Origin of the sequence: Shouchella patagoniensis (genome assembly GCF_002019705.1) — a bacterium.
In the GTDB taxonomy this organism is placed as follows: domain Bacteria; phylum Bacillota; class Bacilli; order Bacillales; family Bacillaceae_D; genus Shouchella; species Shouchella patagoniensis.
On the sequence record NZ_KV917377.1, the window covers coordinates 1,111,204 to 1,137,699 of the forward strand.

Genomic DNA, 26,496 nt, shown 5'->3' on the forward strand with positions numbered 1-26,496 from the left:
CCCCCTACACCTTCATTTTACTATTTCCAAACAAAAAAAGAAAGCGCTACCAATATTGCATTCTTTTTTTACTTCAACATGATAAAACAAAAGCTGTGGGTGGCTGATCATTAGCCAAACCCACAGCTCTCTAAATGACATCATTTATTGTTGCCATTTTTTAAAAATTAACGTTGCATTATGACCACCGAAACCGAGAGAATTGCTTAGAACAGCTGTAACGTCACTCTGACGCGCTTTATTTGGTACGTAATCCAAGTCGCATTCTGGATCAGGTTCATTTAAATTGATGGTAGGAGGAATGATCCCTTGTTCTAAAGCCTTTACAGAGAATATTGCCTCCACTGCTCCCGCTGCACCAAGCAAATGACCAGTCATCGATTTCGTAGAACTAACAGCTAAATTATAAGCGTGATTCTGAAAGACTGTTTTTATTGCTTTTGTTTCATAAGGATCATTTAAATCAGTACTTGTCCCATGTGCATTAATATAACTAATTTCTTCTTTCGCCAAGCCAGAATCATCCAGAGCGGCTTGCATTGACCTTGCGCCACCTTCCCCCTCTGGAGCAGGAGCAGTTACATGGTGTGCATCACCCGTTGATCCATAACCAACAACTTCTGCATAAATTTTAGCACCTCGTGCACTTGCAGACTCTAAACTTTCAAGAATAAGAATCCCTGCGCCTTCACCCATAACGAACCCGCTGCGGTTTTTATCAAAAGGACGAGACGCAGTAGTTGGATCTTCTGAAGTGGTTACCGCTTTAGCCGAACAGAACCCAGCAACCGCCATATTTGTAATTGGAGCTTCACTTCCACCCGCAATCATCGCATCTGCATCACCACGTTGTATCACTTTAAATGCATCACCAATTGAGTTTGTTCCTGAAGCACAGGCAGTTACTGAACATGAATTAGGCCCTTTTGCTCCAGTGTAAATGGATACTTGACCACTTGCCATATCTGGAATCATCATTGGGACAAAGAAAGGACTAACTCGACGCTGTCCTTTTTCTAAAAATGTACGAAATTGATTCTCATACGTTTCCATGCCACCAATTCCAGATCCAATCCAAACACCGACACGATTCGCATTTTCTTCAGTAATCATAAGACCAGAATCTTTAAGTGCTTCCTTTGCTGAAACTACAGCAAATTGTGTAAATCGATCCATTTTCCTTGCTTCTTTTCGATCAAGATAGTCAGCAGGATCAAAACTATTGATTTCTGCTGCCACTTTCATGGGGAAGGCTTCAGCATCTAAGCGTGTCAACATTCCGACTCCCGACTTGCCTGAGATGGCTCCTTCCCAAGATGAAGAAGCATCTAGTCCAAGCGGAGTCACTGCGCCAATTCCTGTAACTACTACACGTCGCTTTTCCACTATCATTTCGCTCCTTTTAAAATAAAATCTGTCATTCACTTAACGGCCCCAGCGTAGTGCCAATGAGCCCCAGACGAGACCTGCACCAAAACCGACTAATACAAGGACATCGCCATCTTTTATCTTGCCATTTTCTAATTCCTCCACCATAGCCATTGGTATAGAGGCAGAAGATGTATTTCCAAATTTATTAACGGTTACTGACATTTTCTCTTTAGGCAACTCTAATCGCTCTCGTGAAGCTTCCATAATTCTAATGTTTGCTTGATGAGGAACAAGAAAGTCAACATCTTCTTTTGTTAAGCCTGCTTTGTCAAGGACGCGCATTGATGCATCTCCCATCTGTCTTACGGCAAACTTAAAGACTTCACGCCCATTCATTTCGAGAAAATCACCTTGTTTATTAATGTGCTTCCCGCCAGATCCATCAGAGCCAAGATCAAATGCTAGAATTCCTTTGTCTTCTGATACAGGACCCATCACACACGCTCCAGCACCATCCCCAAATAAAACGGCGGTATTACGATCATCCATATCCACAAACTTCGTCAATTTTTCAACACCAATAACGAGGACATGTTTGTACGCACCTGTTTCAATAAACTGTTGTGCTGTCGCAATGCCATAAATAAAACCCGCACAAGCAGCACTTATATCCATAGCTGCTGCATTTTTTGCCTCTAAGCGATGTTGAACCATCGAAGATACACTAGGAAAAGGCATGTCTGGCGTAACAGTAGCTACTAAAATCAAATCGATTTCTTCAGCCTTTACTTCCGCAGATTCTAGTGCTTTTACTGCTGCATAATAAGCCATATCTGACGTTTCCAGCTCTTCGGCAAAACGTCTTTCTTCAATCCCAGTCCGCGTTCTAATCCATTCATCTGATGTATCTAAAAATTGCTCGAGATCATGATTAGTCACCCGTTTATCTGGCACATAGCGTCCCATGCCAAGCATCCCTGCTTTTGCCATCAGTCTATCCCCTTCCCACTTTAAAAACGATTCGATCAATTAGTACCTGATCCTAATATTAGCAAACAACTTGCATTATTGTCCAGCATCTTTTCTTACGCTAGAAAAGGGCGAATGCTACTATCCCATTTTTCATTAACTCGGATAAACTAATAATAGAACAACTAAGGGGGTGGTCGCTGTTGAAAGCAAACGGAGAATCAAATGATTTCTTTTCTTCAATGATGTTTGGCCGTCGTGAGCCAACTTCCGACTGCTTAAAAAACGAGGAACAAGAAGAAGAACAAGACTTAGCAGGAACAGATCAGCTCTTGCTCATTCTTGCTCTTATCCAAGCAATTCAACCAATATTTGATCAGATAAAACCACTGTTTATATCGCTCGTAAGCTCTCTAGATAACAAGAAAAGCGATTAATGGTTACCCATTTGGTCCATCAATGCTACAAACCATTGGTGGATGATCTGCTTCACTTTTTCATCTTCTTCATCCACAGCATCGACGCCTTTTATCTTTTCATAAGTCTGTATAAAACCATCAATATCACCTGTTTTAAATTGCGCCATTGCATAATAAGCAAACATCCGAATTGGGTATGTATTCGCTTCTTCCATTAATGCCACATACGGTTTTAATTGGTTCATTCCTTCTTCATATTTGTTTTCTTTTATTAACTGAATTCCCGTTTGCATTTGCTTAACGAACCCTTGCAATGCCTGCTTTTTGTCACTCATTTGTTGTTGCATCCTCTTTGCCAAGTTCATAGGCTTCATTCATTACGTTCATTAACAAGGTAAGCATTGGTTGTATATCTTCCATACTAAATTCAATTCCTTTGTTTTCCAGTAACGTTTTTGCCTCCGGAATATGTTTCATCGCAATTTGCATAAATTGCATATTTCGCTCTTGATTATCCATGTTAAAAACTCCTTTTTACAGATTTCCTTTAAACATAACTGAACGATTACTTAATGGCAAGTTGAGTGATTTTACTAAGTCGGATGAAACAGACTCCATTTCTTGCTATAATAGATAAATCGATGTTGGAAATGAGGATGACAATGGAAACAACAGTAAAAGACCAAATACAATCACGACGGACATTTGCAATTATATCGCATCCAGATGCCGGGAAAACGACGCTCACAGAGAAGCTTCTTCTTTTTGGGGGTGCCATTCGTGAAGCAGGGACGGTTAAAGGGCGAAAAAATGCCAAGCACGCGATGAGTGATTGGATGGATATAGAAAAACAACGGGGGATCTCTGTCACAAGTTCCGTTTTAGAATTCTTATATGATGGTTATCACGTAAATATTTTAGATACACCTGGACACGAGGATTTTTCTGAAGATACGTACCGAACATTAACAGCCGCAGACTCTGCAGCCATGTTAATTGATGCCGCGAAAGGTGTAGAAGCACAAACTAAGAAATTATTTAAAGTATGTAAACTACGTGGCATTCCGATATTCACTTTCATTAATAAATTGGACCGTCAAGGACGTGACCCGTTTGATTTAATGGAAGAGCTTGAAAATCTACTTGGAATTCGCTCTTATCCAATGGGTTGGCCAATCGGTATGGGTCAATCTTTTAAAGCTGTTTATGACCGTGTGAATAAGAAGTTAGAACTGTATAATCCTAATAACCCTAAAGAAATTGACATAATTCAACTAACTGGAGCCGATGACCCAAAACTTGATGAAGTCATTCAAGACGAACAACTTGTCTCACAGTTCCGTGAAGAATTAGAGTTACTTGATGTTGCAGGAGATGCATACGATAAAGACCGAATTGATAAAGGTGACTTAACACCGATCTTTTTTGGCTCAGCTATATCAAGCTTTGGTGTACAAACTTTTCTTGAACATTACTTAAATCTTTCTCCAGCACCTACAACTAGAGAAAGCTCCATTGGGCCTATTGATCCAATGGAAAGAAAAAGCTTTTCCGGTTTCATATTTAAAGTTCAAGCAAATATGAATGCAAAACACCGTGATCGCGTAGCATTTTTAAGAATCACTTCCGGCACATTTAAGCGTGGTATGACCGTTAAACATGTTCGGACCAATAAGCCACTTAAACTCTCCCAGCCTACACAGTTCCTTGCTCAAAGCCGTAGTATTGTTGATGAGGCCTACGCTGGTGATATTATTGGTCTATTTGATCCGGGTACTTTTCGCATTGGCGACACACTTGTGGAAGGCGAAGCTTTTGAGTTCAGTGAAATGCCTCACTTTTCACCGGAGCATTTTGCAGCTATTACTGTAAAAGAAGCATTAAAACATAAATCCTATGAAAAAGGGTTGCAGCAATTAACGGAAGAAGGCGCGATCCAACTGTTTCGCACGTATAATAAATTTGTTGAACAACAAATCGTTGGTGTAGTTGGAGTGCTTCAATTTGAAGTACTTGAACACCGCTTAAAAGGGGAGTACAATGTCGACATTCAAATGGACCGCCAACCTTTCTCTTTTGCTCGATGGATTGATGGAGATGAAGCTGCTTTAAAAACATTTAAAGAAAAGCAAAGAAACCTTGTTACGGATCGTGAGAACAGGTTAGTCGCTTTATTTGAAAATGAATTCCAAATGAGGACTGCAAAAGATAAATACCCAGAGCTCCAATTTTATGAGAATTCCTTTTACCAAAAAACCGTTGAATAAAACAAACCGTGCCCCAGCTTGTGAACTGTAACCCGAAAAATGGACACTTTAAAAAAGTCCATCTTTCGGGTTTTTTGTGTTCTTTTTTACAACAGACCCGTTATAATCAAATCAAATGAGAAGAACGGGGAATGAAAAATGAGTAAACGAATTTTTACTACCTTTGAACAACAACAGTTAGAGAGTCATCCATCTGTTCATCATGTTTCTGATCGTTCAATTAGTTATTCAGCCGATTTTAAGGTGAAAGCTGTTCGAGAAAATCTTTCAGGAAAAGGACCAACGGCTATTTTTCTCGATCATGAATTTGATTTAGAGGTCATAGGTTCTGATAAACCTAAAGAATGTTTAAAACGATGGAGATCGATCTATAAAAGCTATGGAGAAGAGGGATTTTATACAGAGCGTCGGGGGAAGGGGAGCACAGGGCGTCCTTCTTCAAAAGTCTTAACGGCAGAAGAAAAATTAAAAAAAGCGGAAGCGCGTATAGCCCTCTTAGAGATGGAGAATGATTTTCTAAAAAAGCTCGACGAACTAGAAAGGCAGGCGAAGAAGAAGCATTAACTCTATCAGAGTCGTTTCAGTTAATCGAACAAACCATTAGAAAATACCAGCTTAAAGGAATGGTCACCTTTCTTTGTGAAATGGCAGGAGTAAAACGTACAAGCTACTACGCGTGGTTATCATCTGAAGACAAGCGTATTCAACGTGAGCAATGTGATGAAGCAGATTACAAACTTCTTAATACCCTTTACGAACAAGGAAAGAAAAAAGATGGTGGACGTCAATTAAAGATGAAATTAGAGCATGATTATGGAGTAACGATGAACCTAAAGAAAATTTTCCGTCTAACCCGGAAGTTTCATATTCAAGCCACCATCCGTAGAAAAAATCCTTATAAACAATTGGCTAAAGCAACCCAAGAACACAAAACGTGTACAAACCTTGTTAATCGAAAGTTTGTTCAACTACCAGGTGCCGTCTTACTGACAGATATTACGTACTTATATTTGGCTGATGGAACAAAGGTCTATTTCTCATGTGTCAAAGACGGAACAACACGAGAAATAGTTGCGCATTATTTATCTACATCCTTAGGAATGAGCATTGTCTATAAGACTCTCCAGCGGTTAAAAGACGTTTCGGACGGAAATCTTCTCCCTGGTGCACTCCTTCATTCGGATCAAGGCTTTCATTACACACATCCTGTGTACCAAAAACGGGTAAAAAAACTTGGATTGACACAATCCATGTCTCGCAGAGGGAACTGCCTAGATAATGCATCAATGGAATCCTTCTTCGGACTTTTCAAAGATCACGTACAAGCTAAAGCGTGCAGGACGTTGTTTGAACTGAAAAGCAAAGTCGAAGACTTTATTGACTATTATAATTCTGATCGTTATCAATGGGGATTAAAAAGAATGACCCCGGAACAATACCGAGGTCATTTACTAGCTGCATAAAGGTTTTTTTAACTGTCTATTAAAAAGGGTACAGTTCATTGGGGCACGGTTTGTTTCTATATACATAGTAGATATGTTTTCTTGGAAAACTAAAGAAGCTCCTCACTTTCACTCATACAAAAGCGTTTTTTTATTAGGTTTGAGTCAAATTGACTTTAGTATCTAATTTTTGATTAAGCTCAAAATGAAGTGCAAATGTTTAGGAAGATTCAATCGATCTTATGTCTTACTCGTACGACGACCGACAATAACGATACTTCCTTTTGCCTTTTCAAAAGAGACAATTTGAACATGTTGGAATTAAATAGACTTCATGTTTTTTTGTCGTATCCACTTTTTTTGTTCTTCTTTATAACGTTTAAGACCTTCAACTAGACTAATTTTTGGTACAAACCCTAAGATTTTTTCTGCTGTTTCAGTAGGTAAGCCATAACGATGTTCATCCGAGTCGCTCCAAGGGTCTTTCTCATTGCTCCCCAAGTGAAGTATATGAGTACCGGCATTCTTTAAAGCCAATCTTATTGCTTCCAGAACATCGTCAATATACATTAAATCAAAAGCTGATTCTTTTCTTCCACCTTCTTCCCGGTATGCAAGTGATTGATTTCCTATTTTCAGGTCGAGCTTATGATGAACACCATAAATAGTTGGTAATCGGAGCACCATAGCAGAAAAATGTCTTTCCTTCGCCACTTCCAAAACTTTTTTTTCATTCTTGAGCATGTTCTGTCCGTACTTCGTAATTGGGTCAATTTCTATTGCCGTATAATCCTTATAGACGTCTGTTGTTGATACAAAGAGTATAAATGAATGTTCCGGAACCTTTTCAATAAACGCATTTACTGTTGCTTCGTCTTCATTATTAGCTACATAGATCACCGTTTCTCCTTCAGGATCTAGTAAGTAAGATTCTAATGGCTTTTGCACAAATGAAAAAGAAGCATTCCTTCCAAAGTCCATCTCCAATTCTAATTGATCATCCTTAAATTCAGTCTCTAGCGAATCCACGGCTGTTACTTGATAGCCTTCATCCAAAAGATATCTAACTAAATGAGAGCCTAAAAAACCAAGGCCGCCAAGAATCGTTATTTTTTCCAACCTGACCACTCCTTAAATACCATGTAAAGGCGCACCATTTGACTATGCATTTTAAACCCATCTATTTAATAAAAGATTGCTAAAGATCGTTTCCCATCTGATTGTCACTATGAAATTGTTCGTAAAAACGGTCTATTTGTTTTGGAAGTTCAATTACATCGGTCCGCTTTGCTAGAAAAAAATAGTCTACGTATTGCGTTGGAGCCAAGCATGAGATATTCGCACGACCTTCATCTAAATATCCATAGACTCTCATCGGTGGTAATTTGTTTTTCAAACGATGCTGATACGCCTGATCCAATCGTTTAATTTGCTTAATTGTAGCATCAGCAGTTAATCCATAAGCTTCCTTCACTTCTTTTTGAAATCTCTTTCTTGCTAAATCATCGGCTTGCTTTTCTTTTAACACTGATTCCAACGTAAAAAATGGTTTCATCACTGCAGCTGCTCGAATAGAGATATCGTTATCAATTAACAACTGCTTTGCAATTAAAGCGCCTGAACCTTCAGCATAAAGAAAAATTCGTTTATTAACAGTTTCTTTCTTTAAAAAAAGTTGAATTAAGTCTCTTGCGTGATTTACAGCTTTGGCTGATCCCCAGTGTGCATCTAATAATGAAGTAGAAAAGACAGTATATCCACTATAAACTAAATAGTTGATAAGCTTTTTCACTTCGAATTTCGTTAATATGGACGAGTCAGAAATGACAAACACAGCAAATCCATTCGGTTGTTCTGGTAAACAATAACTATTCTTGCATCCATTTAAATCGATGTAGCGGACATAAACAGGCATTGTCCATCTCTCCTGCCAAAAGGTTATTCTGTTTAGCTTATGTTGTTTACTCTTGAAAAGCGATTAAAATTTTTATCTCATGTGCTAAATAAAAAAGCAAAACTAAAAAAACTCCAAAAACGTTAATTTATCCGTTTTTGGAGTTCCAATATGATTCGTACTTACTTATGAATTGGACATGGTGGCGACAAGCACCGATTTTTGAACATGCAACCGATTTTCCGCTTGATCATATACGGCAGAATGGATGCCATCGATAATATCTGTAGACACCTCTTCTCCTCGATGTGCCGGCAAACAATGTAAAAAGATATAATCTGGCTTTGCATTTTTTAGCAATTCTTCGTTCACTTGAAAAGCAGCAAAAGCGCTCAAACGTTCAGCTTGCTCTGATTCAAATCCCATACTTGTCCATACATCGGTATAAATAACATCTGCACCTACCACTGCCAATTGCGGATCTTGACATTGTTCGAGCTTAGCGCCTGTTTTCTCTGCTGCTTTTTTTGCCTTATTATAGATCTCACTATCTACTTCATGACCTTCCGGGCTCGCAATTGTCACATCCATTCCTGTTTTTGCTCCAAGTGCTAGCAATGAGTGGGCAACATTGTTACCATCGCCAATATAAACGAGTTTCACTCCTTTGAACGTCCCTTTATGCTCAAGAATCGTTAACCCATCAGCAAGTGCCTGACAGGGATGATAAGAATCTGTCAAGGCATTAATTACTGGCACAGTTGCATGGGTAGCAAATTCAGAAACTACCTCATGGGAATTTGTTCGAATCATGATGGCGTCAACATAACGGGATAAAACATTAGCAGTATCTTTAATTGGTTCTCCTCTACCTATTTGTAGATCACGAGAGCTTAAAAATAGCGAATGTCCACCTAGTTGTGTCATTCCAACTTCAAACGAAACGCGCGTTCTGGTTGATGCATTTTCAAAAATCATGCCTAAAGACTTGCCCGCTAATCTTTTATCACTTATTCCACTTTTATGATCTACTTTTAATTGCTTTGCCTGTTCAAGTAAATAAGCTACTTCTTCAGGCGAATAATCAAGTAGAGTCAATAGATCTCTACCCGTTAAATCGAATGCAGTTTCTTGCATGTTATTGCCTCCTTTGATTTAGCGTACCACTCATGTATTGCAAAGACCGGCTTATGCTTCACTGTAAAATAGGACATCATTGCTTCGACCGTTTCTATTTCTGTAAGCACTGTTAAATGCTTTGAAAGAGCTCGCATTCGCTTTTCACCCCCTGCTCTTTCACCTGGAGACATAATCATCAACAAAGCTCTTGCATGCTCACTCTCAACCCATTCATCAAAGTTTGTCATCACTAAAGTAAATCCTTGCTCTTGTAACAGTTCAAGTGTCGGCTGTGCTTGCACTTTTTGATTTGCACCAACCTCAATATAAATGGATTTCTCTGTCCCCGCTTTAAATAATGATGGTAGCTCTTCAAATGGAGCACTTATCTTAGCTAAAGCTTCTTCAGGAGTGTCCCCAATCATGAGCAATTCACCTGTTGATTTCATCTCTGCCCCCATTAACGGATCAAGGCCTGCTAATTTGCCATATGAGAAAACAGGTGCTTTTGCTGCGTAATAGGAAGGTTGATCTGTTGTTATTTGGAGATCTTCAATTGCATAACCTAAGATTAATTTTGTTGCCATTTCAATCAAAGGCTGTCCCGTTACTTTCGCCAGTAGAGGCACTGTTCTTGATGCCCTCGGGTTCACTTCAATAACGTAAAACGATTCGTTTTTTATGACGAATTGAATATTAAAGATTCCTTGATAGTCCATCTGGGAAGCCATCTTACTTGCAGCTTCAGTTAATCGCTTTTGCATACTCTCTTGAATCCGATGAGGTGGTGTAATGGCGGTACTATCACCTGAATGTACACCCGCTTTTTCAATATGTTCAAACATTCCTGCGACATGAATGCTTTTCCCGTCAGTTAACACATCCATATCTACTTCAATTCCTCGAACATATGTGTCAATTAATAAAGGATATAACCCGGAATATTCATGATTCATCAAGTAACCAGCAAGCTGCTTGACCGACGACACAATTTCCATACCTTGACCTCCAATGACGTAAGACGGTCTTACGAGGAGTGGAAATGACATTTCTTTGGCTAAACTCAGTGCTTCATCAGCTGAATAAGCGGTCTGTCCAGGGATATGTGGAATAGTCAATTGTGTAAGAAATGTATAAAATGCCTCTCGATCTTCTAATTCATGTATTGTATTTGATGAAACGCCAAGTACATTTAAACCACATTCTTCCAGGCTTTTCATCACACTGATTCCGGTTTGACCACTTAACGTAACGATAATCCCTTCCACTTGCTCCAATTCAGCAACAGCAACAATGTCTTCTTTAGTTAAAGGTTCAAAATATAATCTGTCTGCAGTTGTATAATCCGTACTAACCGTTTCTGGATTATTATTCATTATGACTGCTTCGTACCCTAATTTTCGTAGCGCTTTTGCACCATGCACCGAACAATAATCAAACTCAATGCCTTGACCTATCCGAATAGGACCAGAGCCAACAATTAAAATCTTCTTATCACTTGTTGGTTGTGCCTCGTTTTCTCCAAAATAGCTAGAGTAATAATAAGGGGTTTCAGCCTCGAATTCGGCTGCACATGTGTCAACCATCTTATAAACAGGAACAATACCAAACTGTTTTCGTTTAGTTTCAATTTCTGATTCATCAACATTCCAATAGGAGCTTAACGCATAATCAGAAAATCCAATTTGCTTTAAGCGCTGTAAGTCTTCTTTGGTAACAGAACGAAAATCAAGCTGTTTTGTTTCTTTTTCAAGCTCTATTAACTTGCTAAACTTTCTTAGGAAAAACTGATCGATTTTTGTTTTCTGATGAATTGCATCAATAGAAACGCCTCTTCGCATCAATTCAAACAATGCAAATAACCGAACATCATCCGCTTTAACAACATGTTCCCATAAACCGGATTCAGTTACATCCGTTAACGTTGGTAAACATAAATCGTAAATGCCTATTTCAAGGGACCGAATCGCCTTTTGTAACGCTGCTTCGAATGAACGCTCAATTGCCATAACTTCACCAGTAGCCTTCATTTGCGTCCCAAGTTTCCGATCTGCATTAAAAAATTTATCAAAGGGCCACCTTGGAAATTTTACAATACAATAATCTAACGCAGGTTCAAAGCTTGCATAAGTGTGACCAGTAACTGGGTTTACCAACTCATGCAAACTGTACCCAATAGACAATTTCGCGGCTATTCGAGCAATTGGATAACCAGTAGCTTTTGATGCAAGAGCAGAGGAGCGACTCACCCGCGGGTTTACTTCAATCAAATAATAACGGTCACTGACTGGGTCAAGTGCAAATTGTATGTTGCAGCCTCCAACAATTCCTAAGGCACGAATGATTTTCACAGATGCAGAACGTAACATTTGATAATTTTTATCCGTTAGTGTTTGTGAAGGAGCAACAACAATTGAATCACCTGTATGAATTCCCACAGGATCAATATTTTCCATATTACAGATGGTAATACATGTGTCATTTTCATCTCGCATCACTTCATATTCAATTTCTTTAAAGCCCGCAATACTTTTTTCGACTAAGCATTGTTTAATCGGACTTTGAGCAAGACCATTCTCAACAATCTTTTTAAGTTCATCTTCATTAGTAGCAATGCCACCCCCTGCTCCTCCAAGTGTATAAGCAGGTCTAACAATAATCGGATAGGCTGTACGCTCGGCAAAGTCTAGTGCTTCAGTAAGAGAATGAACAATTACGCTATCTGGAACTGGTTCATTTAATTCGTACATTAAGCTTCTAAACAATTCCCGGTCTTCTCCTTTTTTAATTGAAGAAATCGGTGTTCCGAGCATTTTTACCCCGTACTTCTTTAGTATGTCTTGCTCATCTAGCTTAAGCGCTAAATTTAAGCCCGTTTGACCACCAAGTGTTGCAAGTAAACCATCAGGCTTTTCTTTTTCTATGATCGCTTCCACACTTGCTACTGATAAAGGTTCAAAATAAACAGCATCTGCACATGTCTCATCCGTCATAACCGTCGCTGGGTTTGGATTTAACAAGACGACTCTAATTCCCTCTTCTTTTAATGCAAGACAACCTTGTGTCCCTGAATAATCAAATTCAGCCGCCTGACCAATGACAATGGGTCCTGAACCAATAACAAGAACGGTCTTAATTGCTGATTTACGCATATTGATGATCTCTCCCTTTAACTTTTAACGATGCTAAAAATTCATCAAAAATATGCATTGAATCTACTGGTCCTGGATTTGCCTCCGGATGAAACTGAATACTTTTCACAGGCAATGTTGAATGAACCAAACCTTCAATACTATTATCATTGACATTGACGTATCTTGCCTCAAGCGAAGTTACTTTTAAAGATGTTTCAGTAACCACATAACTATGGTTTTGTGACGTCATATACACACGTCCACTTAAGCGATCTATAACAGGTTGATTTGCCCCACGGTGTCCAAATGCAAGCTTTTTCGTATCAGCTCCAAACGCAAGTGCAAGTAACTGGTGACCTAGACAAATACCTAACGTTGGGTATGTTTCTGCTAGTTGCAAAATATTAGAAAGTACATCTTGCAACTGTTTAGGGTTCCCTGGTCCATTAGACAATAAAATCCCATCCGGCTTAATCGCATCTATCTCTTTTTTTGATGTGTTATATGGAAGGATTGTTACTTTTGACCCTTTTTGAACAAGTGTATCAATAATGGCTTGTTTACAGCCAAAATCAAGTAAGGCAATATGATGTTCTCCACCCTCATTAACCACTATTTTTTCTTTTCTGCTAACTGAAGGAACGACTGATTTGTACTCAAGTTCTTTTGTTTGTTTTACTTTTACTTTATCTGGATTTGTCGTAAGTACTGCTCTCATATCTCCATACTTACGAATTCGTTTCACAATGGCTCTTGTATCTACTCCAGTCAATAAAGGAATGTTATGTTCATTTAGATAAGGCATAAAACCTTCAGTCATCTCCCAATGTGAAGGGGAAGACTCCATTTCTGCTACAATTACACCTTCTGCTTTTGGCCCATCACTTTCGAAATCATTTGGGTTAATGCCGTAGTTACCTATCAACGGGTAGGTGAAGACAATAATTTGTCCTTTAAAAGATGGATCGCTAATCACTTCTTGGTAGCCAGTCATTCCTGTGAAAAATACAATTTCTCCTTCTGCGTCTTTTGTTCCATACCACTCACCTTCAAATTGTTCACCGGATTCAAGGACAATATATCCTTTCATACACTCACCACCCCTATTTCTATATTCATTCTTCTAATTGAATAAAAATGCAAAGATGAGTAAAAAAAATTATATACTACTTTCAAGTTTCATTCTCTCAAACTCATTTACAACATCTGAAAATATCACTTTAGCTTGTTCCCATTCTTCCTCTGTTACCGTTAATGGAGGCAAAAACCGTACCACATTCTTTCCTGCTGGCAAAAGCAATAATCCTTGTTCTTCGCAAGCATTAATAATATCTACAGCGGGAATTTCCATCTCAATACCAATTAAAAATCCTTGATTACGTACTTCTCTTACGATCGTATTTGATTGAAGTTGTTTAATTAAGGAATCGATCCATACCGCTGCCTTCTTATCTACTTCATCTAAGAAACCTGGAACTGTCAGTTCATTTAAAACAGCAATCACTACAGCTGATGCAAGCGGATTCCCTCCAAAAGTAGAACCGTGACTTCCAGGTTGAAAAAATTCTTGTAATGGTGCTTTTGCAAGCATTGCACCGACAGGAAACCCATTCCCTAATCCTTTTGCAACCGTAATAATATCAGGATTAAGTCCTAGATGCTCGTATGCAAACATCTTGCCTGTTCGACCCATTCCCGTCTGGATCTCATCAATAATCAGGAGAATATTTTGTTGCGTACACACTTTTGTTAATGCAGATGCAAAAGCTTCGCTCATCACATGTACGCCACCTTCGCCTTGAACTACCTCTATCATAATAGCAGCTGTATTAGGTGTGATAGCTTCTTCTAATGATACAACATCATTAAAGTTTGCATAAGAAAAGGATTCTAACATCGGCCCAAAACCAGAATGAACATCAGCTTGACCAGTTGCAGCCATACTTCCTAACGTTCTTCCATGAAAGGATTGTTTCATAGTCACTATATGTGTTTTCTCAGTCGCTTTTCTAGCTAATTTTATTGCTGCTTCATTTGCCTCTGTACCACTATTACAAAAGAAAACATAGTCACAAACACTAGTGTTAGCTAACAATTTTGCCGCTTCTTCCTGAATATCATAATAAAATAGATTCGATGCATGCCAAAGTAAATCAGCTTGTTTATGAAGTGCTTGAACAACGGCAGGGTGAGCATGCCCTAAATTTGTTACGGCAATTCCTGCCATAAAATCAAGATAACTTTTCCCATCTTTACTATATAAAGTAGCTCCTTTGCCTTGAGCTAGCTGGATTTTCTTTTTTGTATACGTTGGAAATAAATGACTCATACTCTCCCCCTATTGAATGACTATACTCTCTTTTACAATTAACGTACCTGATGCTTTTTTAAAACGATTATGTCCATTGACAATTCTTACTTTTGTTAATCGATCAGATAAACTAGCAAGGGCGCCAGTTACCTTAGGAACCATGCCATCTCTTATAACTCCGTCCGCTATTAACGCTTTCGCATGTCGTTCATCTAATTCTGAGATTAGCTGACCATTATTGAATACGCCATCCACATCCGTCACAAAAACCAGTTCATCTGCGTGGAGCGCAGATGCGATTGCCGCTGCAGCGGTATCAGCATTAATATTAAATGGCTGTCCAGAATTGTCCATTCCAATTGGAGCGATAACGGGAATCATGGCATTCTCTAAAAGCGTATCGACTAACTTTGTATTAACTTCAGTAATGTCACCAACAAAACCCAACGTTTCGTAGTCAATCGGTCGCACTAAAAATGTTTGCGCGTCACAGCCACAAATCCCAACCGATCCTATTCCTACTTGATGTAATCTCCTAACGATTCCTTTATTCATTTGACCACATAATATACTTTCAGCCACTGTTAAGACCTCTTGTGTTGTTTTTCGCAAACCATTAACAAATGTATTCGGAACAGCTAATGCCTCTAACTGTTCATTAATAGCTGGTCCTCCACCATGGACAATCACTAACTTTTCTCCTAAGTCAAGCCGTTCAGCGAGTCCTTCATAAAACTGGTTACTTAAGCCCGCTAGTGTACTTCCCCCAACTTTTATAACCGAAATCTTCATCTTTATGCCTCCTAAGTCCGGTAACCAGCGTTAATACGAACGTAATCGTAAGACAAGTCGCAACCCCAAGCCTCTCCGGTCCCAGAGCCACAATGCAAATTCACTTGGATCACAATTGTGTCTGCTGTATCCATGTAGGCGCTAATTTCATCATCATTCACTTCTTTTGGCTCGCTTTGTATGAGCGTTTGGTATGGACCAATGGCTATGTCAATTGTTTGAGGATTAATGACACAGTCACTATAGCCAATTGCACATATGATCCTCCCCCAATTCGCATCTCTGCCGTAAGCCGCTGTTTTCACTAAATCAGAACCAACAATGGTTTTTGCAATTTTTCCAGCTTCCTCATTGGTTGCTGCACCTGTTACTTGAACTTCAATTAACTTCGTTGCCCCTTCTCCATCTCTTGCAATCATTTTCGCTAATGTTTTTGCACAAAGTGTTAGCGCCTCATTAAAAATACTCCACTCTTGATGTTGCGGGTTCAACGTGTCATTTCCTGCCAGGCCTGACGCCATTACAAGCACCATATCATTCGTTGACGTATCACCATCTACTGTAATTCGATTAAACGTTTCGTCTGTTACTTTAGATAAAGCACCTTGTAATTGATCTGGTTCAATAACCGCATCAGTTGTTATAAATCCTAGCATCGTTGCCATATTAGGATGTATCATTCCTGACCCTTTTGCTACTCCACCTATACGGACAACTTTGTTATTAATCGTTAACTCAACACAAACTTCTTTCGTATATGTATCCGTCGTTAAAATGGCTTTTGAAAAGAGCTTAGCTTCATCGGTAATTTGTAGCTTTTCAACACCTAAACGGATTTTCTCCATAGGTAAATGTTCACCAATTACTCCTGTAGATGTTACGGCAACCGCTTGTTCAGGAATATTACATTTCTGTGCCGCAAGTTTTCTCATTTCTAACGCGTCATCATAACCTTTCTGCCCTGTACATGCATTTGCGTTTCCGCTATTTACAAGAACAGCTTGTAGTTTCCCGTTAGTTCTTCTCAAACTTTCCTTTGTCACATATAGGGGAGCAGCCTGGATTTTATTTAAAGTAAAAACTCCTGCTGCACTTGCAGGCACATCACATACGATTATGCCTAAATCAGGCCGTTTCCTTTTCAATCCACAGTGTGTACCTGCAGTACGAAATCCTTTTACATCAGCGATATTACCATTTTCAATCATGTGAATTTTACTTGATATTGGTTGTTTCGTAATCATCTTCGTTCACTCCTTATCATGGAAATACCGGAAGGAAACCCAAACCTGTTTTTTGTTCAAAACCATGCATAATATTTAAGTTTTGAATGGCCTGGCCTACAGCTCCTTTTACAAGATTATCAATAACTGAAACAACAATGATTCGGTTAGTTCGCTCATCATAGGTAAAACCAATATCACAAAAGTTACTAGCAAACACATGCTTTGTAGCGGGAAAAGAACCTTCGCTCGAAAGCCTTACAAAAGGAGCTTTTTCATATGCATCATCAAACAATTTGGATAGTATAGCTTTCGTTACATGCTTTGAAGACTGAACATACATCGTAGCCATGATTCCTCGAACCATTGGTACAAGATGAGGTTGAAATGTTAGTGAAACCGTTTTTCCTTGCCAGTTTCCAAGCTCTTGCTCAATTTCTGGAGTATGTTTATGAGAGGCTACTCCATAAATTTTTAAGTTCTCATTCATTTCGCTAAAATGAGTCGTCATTGATGGGGACTTTCCTGCTCCAGACGTTCCTGTTTTCGCATCAATGATAATTGAATCCATATCAACTATATCTGCCTTTACTAATGGTGCTAATCCAAGTAACACAGCTGTTGGAAAACAACCTGGGTTTGCGACTAAACGGGCATTTACAATCTTCTTTTCATTCCATTCGCTTAATCCATACACAGACTGTTCAAGCAATCTTGAATTTGCTGCTGGTCGCTTATACCACGTTTCATAGATTGATGGATCTTTTAATCGTACATCTCCTGATAAATCAATGATCGATATACCCGCTTCAAGTAATAGTCCGCTCCACTCTGAAGATACACCTGGTGGAGTCGCTAAAAACATTGTCTCAACTTCACTTGCTACTGTTTTTAAATCCAGCTTCTTTAGTAACAATCCTTTTTCATTTGCTAAATGAGGATACAACTCTTTTATGTACATTCCATCTTGTGTCGATGAATAGAGCATAACGTTTTCAATCTTCGGATGAGTCATCAAAAAACGAATCAATTCAATCCCACCATAGCCAGTAGCACCTATAATACCAACTCTCATACACTCACTCCCATTTCATTCCGTTATCTATTTTTTATGATGTTTCCTATTATATGACTGAATAAAAATAAATTCAACTGTATTTTTATTTTATTTATACAAAAAAAAGAACAGCTATAGCTTAGCTGTCCTCTCTTAGTACCCTCGTAATATCTTCCGTAATCTCTTCTTGATTCAATTCAAGCCCATTGTATTTCCTGATGATATTACCATCTTTATCTATTAGAAAGAAACTAGTTGGGTGTATTACTTCTTCAGGAGTATCACCATGGGAGACTAAGACTTTAAAACCTTCTCTTGCAAACGATTCGATTTCCTCTACCCCATACCCAGTTAAAAATGCCCATTCGTCCGTTTCAGCACCAATATTCGTTGCATAAGTATCCAATTGTTCTGGTGTGTCTTGTTCAGGATCTACTGAAAATGTAACAAATGGCAAATCGTACCCTTCTACTTTTAGCGTGTTCTGTAAATAACTCATATTAGGCATCATTGTTAGGCATACAGTTGTACAATTTGTGAATGCAAAATTCGCTAACCAATAATCGCCTTTTAACTCATTACTTCCAAATGGTTTATTTTCTTGATTTGTATAAGAAAAAGCAGGCACCGTTATATCAGCTTTGGTCATATCAAATTCAGATGATTGTCCAAGCTCGTACATCCAGCTACACCCACTTAATGTTACTAGAACAAATAACCCTAAAATTACTTTCATACCAATCATCCTCGTTTATTAAGACTGTGGCAAATCACTAATTGTTAACTCACCATCTTGCAACTTCTCTTTCTTTAACCACTGCTTGAATACGTAACCAATCGCGATTCCATAAACAATCTCTTGAAATACTTTCATCATAACTCCAGCTAATTGCTGATCCGTCCTTGCATCAAATATGGCAAGTGCTTGCGGACTGCCAAATGCAGACAAGATCATATCTGCTCCTGCTCCACTGGGCAAACAAAAAGCCATTACATTCGCCCAAATAACAGGGTCAGTATAGACCGCATACATTGCTGAAGGAGCGAATATAATGAGTGCACACGCTGGTGTAATTAGTAAACCGTTTGCAAAAATATAAAAAATCCTTCTAAGATCCGGGAGCTTATTTGAACTTGGCATAGGGGAAATAATAAACCACCACATTAACGCAGCTGCAATTAGAAGTATCCACTGATAACCGCTATGTAAAACAGGGGACAGCATGAGCGTATCAAACATGGATGGAACATGATAGAATGAGAATAGTCCATTAAATAGTAATAATGCAACGATTGGGTTCCAAATCATTCTCAAAGGTTTAAAAGCTAATTTACTTTGAATAATAGCTTCATACCATTTTGTTGGAATGCCTAGTAATAATAGCGGAACTGCAATAAAATAAACAAAAACCATTTGTAACATATGCAAAGTCATCATAACGTGCCCCGTTACATAAAGTGGACTTCCCCAACCAAAATATAACGCGATGACTCCAAGCATAAAAAAGGTGGTTTTCTTCAGTTCGTTTGTGTTTGTTTCCCTACTTAACACTATGTATAATAACGCAACGATTAACAGCATAACCAATAATTCTGGAGTCCATAAGGCACGGAAACCTAAATCTGATAAGAGAGTTTCCATTCAGCTTACTCCTTTCAAACCATTTTTATCTACTATAGCATAGAAATAACCTATTCCAAATTGTGATTTTTGATTTTTTTGTTACCATTTATGAAGGGACGAAATGCATGTTACCTAGACATTTAATTGCACTTGATTTAGACGGGACGTTACTTCCAAAAAACCAAGAGATATCCCCTCGCACAAAGAACGCTTTAATTGCTGCTAAAAAAGCAGGTCATTTAGTAGCTATTGCTACTGGGCGTCCATACAGGGCTAGTAAACGATATTACAAAGAACTTAATTTAACAACACCCATTATTAATTTTAATGGCGCTTCTGTTCATCACCCTCTCGACCATCATTATCCGCAAACAAATGAATCAATTGACTTTGAAACTAGCAAGAGGTTAATACGTTTATGCAATAAAATTGGAGTAGAAAACATAATGGTTGAAATGAATGATTCGATTTACATGCAACATCATACTGGTTTTTTTGCTTCTTTCTTAACAGATAGTACCCACCCTGTTGCCATTGGTAATTTGGAAGAACTTATTGACATAAACCCAACGGCGATTCTCGTTGAGCCAAAGCTAAAGTGTATCCAGCCTTTACGAGAAGCACTAGCACAAACTGAAACTGAAACGACATTGCAACGATGGTGGAAAGGAGAAACAAGCGTTCTAGAAATAGCTCCTAACCATGTCACAAAAGCAACAGCATTAGAATCGGTCGCAACTCATTATCAGGTAGCCAGGGAACATATCATTGCTTTTGGAGACGAAGAAAATGACTTAGAAATGATCTCTTTCGCGGGACAAGGAGTCGCTATGGATAACGCCATTAGTGAATTAAAAGAGTTGGCGACCCATATCACGACATCAAATGAAGAAGATGGCATTGCCATTTATTTAGAAAAAGCACTTCAACTTATTTAATTAAAAGAGAGAAACTTTGCTTTTTTAAGGAGGGAATTATATGGTCGAAATCATAGAACTTACTTCTGATACAACTGATTCCACAAAACACGAACTAAGTACACTATTTGAGAAACAACTTTATAATATTGCAGGCCACCAAGCATTATCTCAAATTGAAAAAATCTTAGAGGAGGCCCTCCTTCCTCATTCACAAGCCTATTTTTTCATTGCTAGGTTAAATGAAAAAGCGGTTGCTTTCGCTTTTTTTAACACGATGACCAGCTTTCAAAAAGGAGGACAGTACATATGGTTAAATGAAATTTACGTGGATGAGGAACATCGAAATCAAGGGATAGCGAAAAAGTTGTTGCTTCGTATTATCTATTGGGCCGAGCAACGTAAGATTAAAGGGATTGAATTAGAAACAGGGATGAATAACGAAGCTACAAAAGCGCTCTATAACTCGCTTGGTTTTTATGATGTTGTGTCTAAACGGTACAGCTTTCGTTTTTAACAAAATAGCTAAGCGCCCAATTTTCGATTAGCTGGGCGTTTAGCTTCTTTTTTTTTGCCAATTTACATATGATAAATCAATCTAAGAAATGATGGACCTTGGTCGAAAAGGAGTGTATGTTCCATGCCTGATGCATCTTGGCCAACAGAATTTCAAGAACTTTCTATTAATTTAACTAAACCGGCATTACACCAATTTATTAAAGGCATGATGGCCGATGAATATGCTCTATTTTGGCGTTATGATGCCAAAACCATTTTTTTAATGGTTGAGCTTGGTGATTTTATTCATGAACTTCCATTTATACGTAATGAGCACTTTTTAACAATGCGTGCTCGAGTCCTTTATATTTACGATTCAGGGCTCTCAAATGCTCTAGAAAAACTGCTCCAAACCGAAAAAGGAAATGGAATTGTTAAACGGTCAAGTGATGGACCACAGTATATCACATCTTACCAACGTGGAGACATTGAATCAATGATTGAAATTGATGGGAGTGAGAAAATCATGATGAACAAAAACGGCTCAATGATTCAGTATAAAGATGACGGAAAAGCCCTTGGACCTAAAACATTATTTAATATGATGAACATGGAAATTGACTACATTCTCATGGAGTTGTTCGAGTCAATTGAGTTGAAAGACAAAGCGAAAGTTTCTCTCCATAAACAACGGCTAAAAAAACTTGTCACCCGAAGACAGCAAGTGGAACAATTGTTAAAGAAATAACCCTTTATGCAAGCACCCTCTCCGTGCTTGCTTTTTTACGGACGCTTATCTCTATTTTGGACAAGCTTTTTTACTCTTTTATTAATAAAATCAGCGAAGAATGCAGCAAAACTTTTTTTTCTTCCCTAAAAGAAGTAAAATAAAGGGATACTGTTTTAGCATTGAGGTGACAGCGTGAACAAACATCTACAAGAATCCCTTCTTCTTCAACTAGAAGTAGACCTTTCATCAACATATCGGAAACTCGTTTCTTCTAGATACTTTTCACCTGCCCATTTAGAAGCACTAAGTCATGAGGCAAAAATGACGGTTGAAAATCAAAACCGAGAACATCGATTGCTTTCTTATATGATATTTATTCAATTCATATACAACAAAGCGAAAACAGAGGAACGCTTCGAATTGTACGAACGACGAATTGGTCACTTCTTTGAGGCGGTTTCATCCTATATAACAGATCTACTAAAAGAACAAACCGGCAGTAAGCAAGAACGAGCTTATGCAAAATTGCTGTTTACAAGATTAAAACAAACGGCTCCACAGCCATTTAGTCCTTATCCTCAGTTAATGTTGCGTAGTTTACCGGTCCTCTCTGCGGGTTCTCTTGAATCATTGGATCGGTTATTTCAAGATCGTTTTGACTTGAATCATTCGAAAGAAACAGCAATCGCCATTAGTTATTTTTATTTATTTATCGGGAAAGAATCAGTTGCTTTAAAGGAGTTAAATAATTTCTCTAAAATTTTACTTCCCCACGAAATCGAACAACACATTAAATTAATGACGAAACGTGAACGTTTTACCCAAATCATACAGTGGATTGATATCTTATTTGAGCGCTCTTCCAATAAACTAGGTTCGCTTCAACAATATGCAGACCAAGCTGAAACAGCTCTCCAATCTGCATCAATCCATTTTGGAAGCTGGGATAGATGGCTTCATGCACCATCAATTAAACGATTTAACGCCTTAATTGCTCCGCTCAGTTCCGAACAAGTTGATGCAGTTCTTTCTTATATCCTGCCAAAGTTAGCTGATTTGTTGCATACGGATGCCGCTAAACTTGCATATGTTCAATTGCTTCATCAGTATTCGTATTATGTCGAAGCACGTGATTATTTTTTGTCTGCAGAGCCTAACCCGATTTCTATGCAAGAACCAAAAATTCGTTTACTTAAGACACTTGCCCAACAAGAACCCACTTTAGCGCTTCCAGTTTTTCATCAATTTATTGTAAGACTGGTAGAGAAACGTTCAAGGAAACATTACGTAGAAGCTGCTGATTACACAATGGAGCTAAAATCCATTTATAGTGCTCTTGGGCAACAAGACATATATGTATATTTTATCCAAGAGTTAAAACGCAGCTATAAATCTTACCGTGCGTTCATAGAGGAGTTGAAACGCCGTGAAACATAACCGCATATGGGTCCATAGCGGATGGATCGGCAACCGCTTTATTATTTGGGGTGAAACCCACCCGAAGCAAGGTCATTCACAAAATGGATTTATTTATCCATTTCTCGTTTCACCTTTTGAGCTGAAACTGCGATTATTTCGTCATGATGAAGTTTCCTTTTATGGAACATTTATTACAACAACCCGAGCTCTATTACAAGTACCTTTGCTTAAAAGACGTTTTCAATCACCGGCTGGAGAAAGCACTGTTTATCAAGCCGATGAACAATGGAAATCCTATACATTCCCAATTGAAGGTATTCAGCAAACTCTATCAGAGTTTATTCACTCCTTTATGCTTTTTAAATCTTGGGTGACCGACGATCAACTAGTTCTCAGCGACGATTTCACAGGTTGGATTTCGTTTATGGACGATCTTTATGAAGTCATTGGGTCAGGAGCAGTGCGTCCAGATAAAAATGGAACTTGGAGTTTACTCGTTGCTGATGAGTGGTATGATCAGCAACTTCAACATTTTCCAGAATCAACCTTTGCTCTTACTGCTGATCAATCTACCATGAAAGAACGAACAGAAAATGAAGAACGTGCTTCAAGAATTGATTTATTAAAACAAATTATTGATTCAGCGATACGCTCGCTTTTAAATGAAGGAGTTGAAGTGAAGAAAGCATACAACGTATGGGAACATTCAATTGATACGAATTTAAAACCTTTCATTCGATCATTAGGACAGGACCAACCTTTTCGTGCAACAATATCAAGAAAAGATTCTTTGTTTGATGAAGAAGTAGGACTAAAACAAGCAGATCCTTTTCAAACAGCTCTCGTCTTAATTGAACCAAAAACGCCAGACAACAGTTGGTCTGTTTCGCTTTCATTAGCTGATAAGCACCAACCTGATAAGTTGACTAGTATGGATAAACTAATGGCAGGAAACCATCCTTGGCTTACCAACCCTGTACCAAGGCTAAAAAGCGATGTGAAACAAATTGCCTCCCATTTGCCGCTATTAAAAAGATTATCGCTGTCATCTCCTACATTAGACGTCTCAGCGGATGAAGCATATGCGTTATTTACGGACCACCATCAGCTGTTATCTAATCTAGGCATTAAGCTAATCGTTCCAAACTGGGTGAAACGACCAAAAACGATCAGTGTCCAGCTTTCTGAGAAGAATGAACCTCAAGAACATGGAGCAGATCCAATTTTAAACTGGCAAAGTCTAGCAGATTTTCAATACACGATTGCACTCGGTGATCAAACCCTTAGCGAAGATCAATTTAACGAATACGTAGAAGGAAGAAAACCATTTATTTACGTGGAAGGCGAGTGGCTTGCCTGGGATCCAGCATTAGCTGCTCAACTTAAATCATATTTAGAAAGAGTAAATGAACGTTACTCTTATTTAGATGCGTGGAAAATGGTTGAAACAAATAATTTCCCAGAGGAATTACAAGAAGTTACTATGCAAATTGATTGGTCTGACGAGCTTGAACAGAAATTAACGGATCTTTATCGACAAACCCCAAAACCAATTAATCTTCCCGTTTCCTTTAACGGTACATTACGTTCGTATCAAAAAGAAGGCGTTGATTGGTTAGCCCACTTGCGAAAAATTGGATTTGGAGGATGTCTGGCTGATGATATGGGACTTGGTAAATCAATTCAAACAATCGCCTATATCCTTTATGTATTACAAGAGCAACCAGCGAAGAAGGCACCGTTCTTATTGATATGTCCTACATCATTACTATTTAATTGGACAAACGAATGTGAAAGGTTCGCTCCAGGGCTAAAAATCTTCATACATCATGGTACAGACCGCTTAGATGAAAAAGATAGTCGTCTTCACAACGTTGATTTAGTATTAACTTCATATACACTCGCCTTGAAAGACGCTCATTTTTTTGAAGAGATTCATTGGAATGGTCTAATTTTAGATGAAGCTCAACATATTAAAAATAAAGAAACCAAACAACGTAAAGCAATCCGAAAAATTCAAGCCACTCACCGTCTTGCGTTGACTGGCACACCCATCGAGAATAGGTTAACCGAACTTTGGTCGTTAATGGATCTTTTAAATCCATCATTGCTCGGTAATTTTCAACGTTTTTACCAAACTTATATCCGTCCAATTGAGCGTGATAGCGATGAGTCAACGCAGCAAGAATTGCAAGCTTTAATTCGTCCATTTTTATTACGCCGTACAAAAAACGATCCAGCAACGGATCTTCAACTACCAGAGAAACTAGAGCAAACAGAATTTGTACAACTATCAATTGAACAAGCTGCTCTTTATCAAGCAATTGTTGACGAGGTAAGCAATCGTATTCAAACTGTGTCAGCTTTTGAACGTCGGGCTATGATTTTAAGAACCATTACACGCCTAAAGCAGATTTGTAATCACCCTGCGCAATTTTATAAAGATCATGCGCTTGAAAAACACGACTCTGGAAAATGGGATATGTTTATTCACTTAATTGATGCGATTCATGCGAGAGGAGAAAGCGTATTGATTTTTACCCAATATAAAGAAATGGGTAAAATGATTAGTGCACATGTTCAGAGTCGACTAGAACAACAAGTACCCTTTCTGCATGGAGGGTTATCTCGTAAACAACGACAAGAAGTCATTTCACAATTTCAGAACAATAATGACATAACAGCCTTTGTCTTATCTTTGAAAGCTGGTGGGGTAGGACTCAATTTAACAAAAGCAACAAATGTCATTCATTATGACCGTTGGTGGAATCCAGCAGTTGAAAATCAAGCAACAGATCGTGCCTATCGAATTGGACAGACAAAACAAGTACAAGTCTATAAGCTGCTAACTACTGGAACGGTAGAAGAGCGAATCGACCGTCTTATTAGCGGAAAACAAGCACTCGCTGATGGCATTCTAGCTTCTTCGGCCTCACAACTAACAGAACTTAGTGACGAAGAACTTCTGGCGTTCATTCAACTTACTCATGAACCAGAAAGGAGATCCTGATGGACGAATGTTTTCAACAGTTCTGGTATCAAAAAGAAGTTCAAAATTCCTTCGCCCCCCCTCTTGTTCCTACCATTGAAGAAGGAGCACCCGAGTGGGAACAATTGAAAAACGCACTTCAAAAGGCAGCCATTGAACGTAAAAAGAGCAGCTTATCGCTGCCCACTCAGACTGCAGACAAAAATACCTAAGAGCCTTTATCTCTTAGGTATTTAATAGACTACTGAAGTTGAACATCACTTGTTCCTCTATTTGAGGAAAGCAAAGGGCAGCATTTGGCTGCCCTTTTTATGTTTTACT

At 38.5% G+C, this 26,496-nt stretch carries 24 protein-coding genes; 9 read left to right on the forward strand and 15 right to left on the reverse strand.

The genetic code is table 11. From position 1 onward, the window contains the following. Window positions 1-144 precede the first annotated feature (144 nt). Window positions 145-1,386, reverse strand: a complete 1,242-nt coding sequence (fabF, locus tag BK584_RS06050) for a beta-ketoacyl-ACP synthase II (RefSeq protein WP_078391759.1) — start codon at window positions 1,384-1,386, stop codon at window positions 145-147. A 39-nt stretch (window positions 1,387-1,425) separates the two neighbouring features. Continuing rightward, entirely contained in the window at window positions 1,426-2,361 is a 936-nt protein-coding gene (locus tag BK584_RS06055) for a beta-ketoacyl-ACP synthase III (protein WP_078391760.1), read from the reverse strand. A gap of 182 nt (window positions 2,362-2,543) precedes the next feature. On the opposite strand from BK584_RS06055, the gene BK584_RS06060 reads away from it, so the two are divergent. Then, the gene (locus BK584_RS06060) at window positions 2,544-2,777 is read left to right on the forward strand and encodes a hypothetical protein (protein ID WP_078391761.1); all 234 of its coding nucleotides are present in this window, start codon (window positions 2,544-2,546) and stop codon (window positions 2,775-2,777) included. Here BK584_RS06060 and BK584_RS06065 read toward each other — a convergent pair. Then, window positions 2,774-3,094 carry a hypothetical protein gene (locus BK584_RS06065; RefSeq protein ID WP_078391762.1) on the reverse strand — a complete coding sequence of 107 codons (321 nt, stop codon included), beginning with the start codon at window positions 3,092-3,094 and terminating at the stop codon, window positions 2,774-2,776. The two genes, BK584_RS06060 and BK584_RS06065, sit on opposite strands and share 4 nt — an antisense overlap. Next, window positions 3,087-3,278 (reverse strand): ComZ family protein, encoded by a 192-nt coding sequence (locus BK584_RS06070; protein WP_078391763.1) that lies wholly within the window; start codon window positions 3,276-3,278, stop codon window positions 3,087-3,089. The genes BK584_RS06065 and BK584_RS06070 overlap by 8 nt, the downstream gene beginning before the upstream one ends. Before the next feature lie 143 nt (window positions 3,279-3,421). Here BK584_RS06070 and BK584_RS06075 point away from each other — a divergent pair, with 143 nt between their 5' ends. Both BK584_RS06075 and BK584_RS06080 read left to right on the forward strand, forming a co-directional pair. Continuing rightward, on the forward strand, window positions 3,422-5,026 hold the full coding sequence (locus BK584_RS06075) for a peptide chain release factor 3 (protein ID WP_139365622.1): 1,605 nt from the start codon (window positions 3,422-3,424) through the stop codon (window positions 5,024-5,026). A 138-nt stretch (window positions 5,027-5,164) separates the two neighbouring features. Then, window positions 5,165-6,489 (forward strand): IS3 family transposase gene (locus tag BK584_RS06080; RefSeq protein WP_139365623.1). Its coding sequence is split into 2 segments (ribosomal slippage): window positions 5,165-5,543 and window positions 5,543-6,489, totalling 1,326 coding nucleotides; the frame shifts between segments, so codons are not numbered across the junction. Between the two features lie 300 nt (window positions 6,490-6,789). Here BK584_RS06080 and BK584_RS06085 read toward each other — a convergent pair. The 11 genes from BK584_RS06085 to ctaG form a co-directional block, all read right to left on the reverse strand. Further along, a complete protein-coding gene (locus tag BK584_RS06085; protein ID WP_169871089.1) occupies window positions 6,790-7,587 on the reverse strand; it encodes an NAD-dependent epimerase/dehydratase family protein in 798 nt (265 codons plus the stop codon). Between the two features lie 79 nt (window positions 7,588-7,666). Beyond that, window positions 7,667-8,383 carry a hypothetical protein gene (locus BK584_RS06090; RefSeq protein ID WP_078391766.1) on the reverse strand — a complete coding sequence of 239 codons (717 nt, stop codon included), beginning with the start codon at window positions 8,381-8,383 and terminating at the stop codon, window positions 7,667-7,669. Between the two features lie 165 nt (window positions 8,384-8,548). Further along, entirely contained in the window at window positions 8,549-9,499 is a 951-nt protein-coding gene (gene argF / locus BK584_RS06095) for an ornithine carbamoyltransferase (RefSeq protein ID WP_078391767.1), read from the reverse strand. Next, window positions 9,475-12,633 (reverse strand): carbamoyl-phosphate synthase (glutamine-hydrolyzing) large subunit, encoded by a 3,159-nt coding sequence (carB, locus tag BK584_RS06100; RefSeq protein ID WP_078391768.1) that lies wholly within the window; start codon window positions 12,631-12,633, stop codon window positions 9,475-9,477. Before carB ends, argF begins: the two co-directional genes overlap by 25 nt. Further along, a complete protein-coding gene (locus tag BK584_RS06105) occupies window positions 12,626-13,705 on the reverse strand; it encodes a carbamoyl phosphate synthase small subunit (RefSeq protein WP_078391769.1) in 1,080 nt (359 codons plus the stop codon). Before BK584_RS06105 ends, carB begins: the two co-directional genes overlap by 8 nt. A gap of 69 nt (window positions 13,706-13,774) precedes the next feature. Next, entirely contained in the window at window positions 13,775-14,944 is a 1,170-nt protein-coding gene (gene argD, locus BK584_RS06110; RefSeq protein ID WP_078391770.1) for an acetylornithine transaminase, read from the reverse strand. Window positions 14,945-14,953: 9 nt separating this feature from the next. Further along, window positions 14,954-15,718, reverse strand: coding sequence for an acetylglutamate kinase (gene argB, locus BK584_RS06115; protein WP_078391771.1), 765 nt, complete (start codon window positions 15,716-15,718; stop codon window positions 14,954-14,956). Window positions 15,719-15,729: 11 nt separating this feature from the next. Continuing rightward, window positions 15,730-16,962, reverse strand: coding sequence for a bifunctional ornithine acetyltransferase/N-acetylglutamate synthase (gene argJ, locus BK584_RS06120; RefSeq protein ID WP_078391772.1), 1,233 nt, complete (start codon window positions 16,960-16,962; stop codon window positions 15,730-15,732). A 16-nt stretch (window positions 16,963-16,978) separates the two neighbouring features. Then, entirely contained in the window at window positions 16,979-18,016 is a 1,038-nt protein-coding gene (gene argC / locus BK584_RS06125) for an N-acetyl-gamma-glutamyl-phosphate reductase (RefSeq protein WP_078391773.1), read from the reverse strand. A 121-nt stretch (window positions 18,017-18,137) separates the two neighbouring features. Next, window positions 18,138-18,734 (reverse strand): SCO family protein, encoded by a 597-nt coding sequence (locus BK584_RS06130; RefSeq protein ID WP_245808809.1) that lies wholly within the window; start codon window positions 18,732-18,734, stop codon window positions 18,138-18,140. 18 nt (window positions 18,735-18,752) lie between these two features. Continuing rightward, window positions 18,753-19,640: a cytochrome c oxidase assembly factor CtaG gene (gene ctaG, locus BK584_RS06135; RefSeq protein WP_078391775.1), complete on the reverse strand. Its 888-nt coding sequence runs from the start codon at window positions 19,638-19,640 to the stop codon at window positions 18,753-18,755. Window positions 19,641-19,747: 107 nt separating this feature from the next. Between ctaG and BK584_RS06140 the strand changes: the two genes are divergently transcribed. From BK584_RS06140 to BK584_RS06165, 6 genes are all read left to right on the forward strand, one after another. Continuing rightward, window positions 19,748-20,560: a Cof-type HAD-IIB family hydrolase gene (locus tag BK584_RS06140; RefSeq protein ID WP_078391776.1), complete on the forward strand. Its 813-nt coding sequence runs from the start codon at window positions 19,748-19,750 to the stop codon at window positions 20,558-20,560. Window positions 20,561-20,600: 40 nt separating this feature from the next. Next, window positions 20,601-21,056 carry a GNAT family N-acetyltransferase gene (locus BK584_RS06145; RefSeq protein WP_078391777.1) on the forward strand — a complete coding sequence of 152 codons (456 nt, stop codon included), beginning with the start codon at window positions 20,601-20,603 and terminating at the stop codon, window positions 21,054-21,056. A gap of 123 nt (window positions 21,057-21,179) precedes the next feature. After that, window positions 21,180-21,785, forward strand: coding sequence for a YkzI domain-containing protein (locus BK584_RS06150; protein ID WP_078391778.1), 606 nt, complete (start codon window positions 21,180-21,182; stop codon window positions 21,783-21,785). A 174-nt stretch (window positions 21,786-21,959) separates the two neighbouring features. After that, window positions 21,960-23,204, forward strand: coding sequence for a hypothetical protein (locus BK584_RS06155; protein ID WP_139365624.1), 1,245 nt, complete (start codon window positions 21,960-21,962; stop codon window positions 23,202-23,204). Next, window positions 23,194-26,196, forward strand: a complete 3,003-nt coding sequence (locus BK584_RS06160; RefSeq protein WP_078391780.1) for a DEAD/DEAH box helicase — start codon at window positions 23,194-23,196, stop codon at window positions 26,194-26,196. The genes BK584_RS06155 and BK584_RS06160 overlap by 11 nt, the downstream gene beginning before the upstream one ends. Continuing rightward, window positions 26,196-26,387: a hypothetical protein gene (locus BK584_RS06165; protein ID WP_078391781.1), complete on the forward strand. Its 192-nt coding sequence runs from the start codon at window positions 26,196-26,198 to the stop codon at window positions 26,385-26,387. The genes BK584_RS06160 and BK584_RS06165 overlap by 1 nt, the downstream gene beginning before the upstream one ends. Window positions 26,388-26,496: the final 109 nt, after the last annotated feature.

Bases quoted from the DNA above. Each gene is read 5' to 3' on its own strand.
- BK584_RS06140 (WP_078391776.1), top strand. From the start codon at position 19,748: ATGTTACCTAGACATTTAATTGCACTTGATTTAGACGGGACGTTACTT.
- BK584_RS06150 (WP_078391778.1), top strand. From the start codon at position 21,180: ATGCCTGATGCATCTTGGCCAACAGAATTTCAAGAACTTTCTATTAAT.
- BK584_RS06165 (WP_078391781.1), top strand. From the start codon at position 26,196: ATGGACGAATGTTTTCAACAGTTCTGGTATCAAAAAGAAGTTCAAAAT.
- BK584_RS06105 (WP_078391769.1), bottom strand. From the start codon at position 13,705: ATGAAAGGATATATTGTCCTTGAATCCGGTGAACAATTTGAAGGTGAG.
- BK584_RS06055 (WP_078391760.1), bottom strand. From the start codon at position 2,361: ATGGCAAAAGCAGGGATGCTTGGCATGGGACGCTATGTGCCAGATAAA.
- argD (WP_078391770.1), bottom strand. From the start codon at position 14,944: ATGAGTCATTTATTTCCAACGTATACAAAAAAGAAAATCCAGCTAGCT.
- BK584_RS06090 (WP_078391766.1), bottom strand. From the start codon at position 8,383: ATGCCTGTTTATGTCCGCTACATCGATTTAAATGGATGCAAGAATAGT.
- BK584_RS06075 (WP_139365622.1), top strand. From the start codon at position 3,422: ATGGAAACAACAGTAAAAGACCAAATACAATCACGACGGACATTTGCA.
- carB (WP_078391768.1), bottom strand. From the start codon at position 12,633: ATGCGTAAATCAGCAATTAAGACCGTTCTTGTTATTGGTTCAGGACCC.
- argB (WP_078391771.1), bottom strand. From the start codon at position 15,718: ATGAAGATTTCGGTTATAAAAGTTGGGGGAAGTACACTAGCGGGCTTA.
- BK584_RS06145 (WP_078391777.1), top strand. From the start codon at position 20,601: ATGGTCGAAATCATAGAACTTACTTCTGATACAACTGATTCCACAAAA.
- BK584_RS06130 (WP_245808809.1), bottom strand. From the start codon at position 18,734: ATGAAAGTAATTTTAGGGTTATTTGTTCTAGTAACATTAAGTGGGTGT.
- BK584_RS06070 (WP_078391763.1), bottom strand. From the start codon at position 3,278: ATGGATAATCAAGAGCGAAATATGCAATTTATGCAAATTGCGATGAAA.
- ctaG (WP_078391775.1), bottom strand. From the start codon at position 19,640: ATGGAAACTCTCTTATCAGATTTAGGTTTCCGTGCCTTATGGACTCCA.
- BK584_RS06065 (WP_078391762.1), bottom strand. From the start codon at position 3,094: ATGAGTGACAAAAAGCAGGCATTGCAAGGGTTCGTTAAGCAAATGCAA.
- argJ (WP_078391772.1), bottom strand. From the start codon at position 16,962: ATGATTACGAAACAACCAATATCAAGTAAAATTCACATGATTGAAAAT.
- argC (WP_078391773.1), bottom strand. From the start codon at position 18,016: ATGAGAGTTGGTATTATAGGTGCTACTGGCTATGGTGGGATTGAATTG.
- argF (WP_078391767.1), bottom strand. From the start codon at position 9,499: ATGCAAGAAACTGCATTCGATTTAACGGGTAGAGATCTATTGACTCTA.